Below are 266 nucleotides of genomic sequence, written 5' to 3' on the forward strand. Positions count from 1 at the left end.
ACTTCGACCTGGACAATTAACTATTCGAAGAAAACGCCAAGAACATCTCGTTCAAGGAACGCATGAAGATTGAAGCGCAGCTCAAGCGCGAGATCGAAGAGCTGTTCCATGGCCGCAACCTGTCCGAGTAACACAAAGCGACACCCGCCCGGGCCGTGGCCCGGGTGGTGCTGCACAAGGCGGGACGCCCCGCCCTGTGGCCCATCGGTGTTGCGCAGAAGTAATGTTCCACGGCAAGCTACCGCCGACGGTCCGGTGTGAAGGCA

1 pseudogene is annotated in these 266 nt (G+C 59.0%); it reads left to right on the forward strand.

Annotated elements, in window-relative coordinates:
• Nucleotides 1–20 precede the first annotated feature (20 nt).
• A pseudogene (locus ACQG3P_RS19945) lies at nucleotides 21–131 on the forward strand (adenosylmethionine decarboxylase); the annotation flags it as partial.
• Between the last annotated feature and the right edge of the window lie 135 nt (nucleotides 132–266).

It is taken from the genome of Stenotrophomonas sp. SrG (genome assembly GCF_050031795.1).
Taxonomy (GTDB): Bacteria; Pseudomonadota; Gammaproteobacteria; order Xanthomonadales; family Xanthomonadaceae; genus Stenotrophomonas; species Stenotrophomonas rhizophila_A.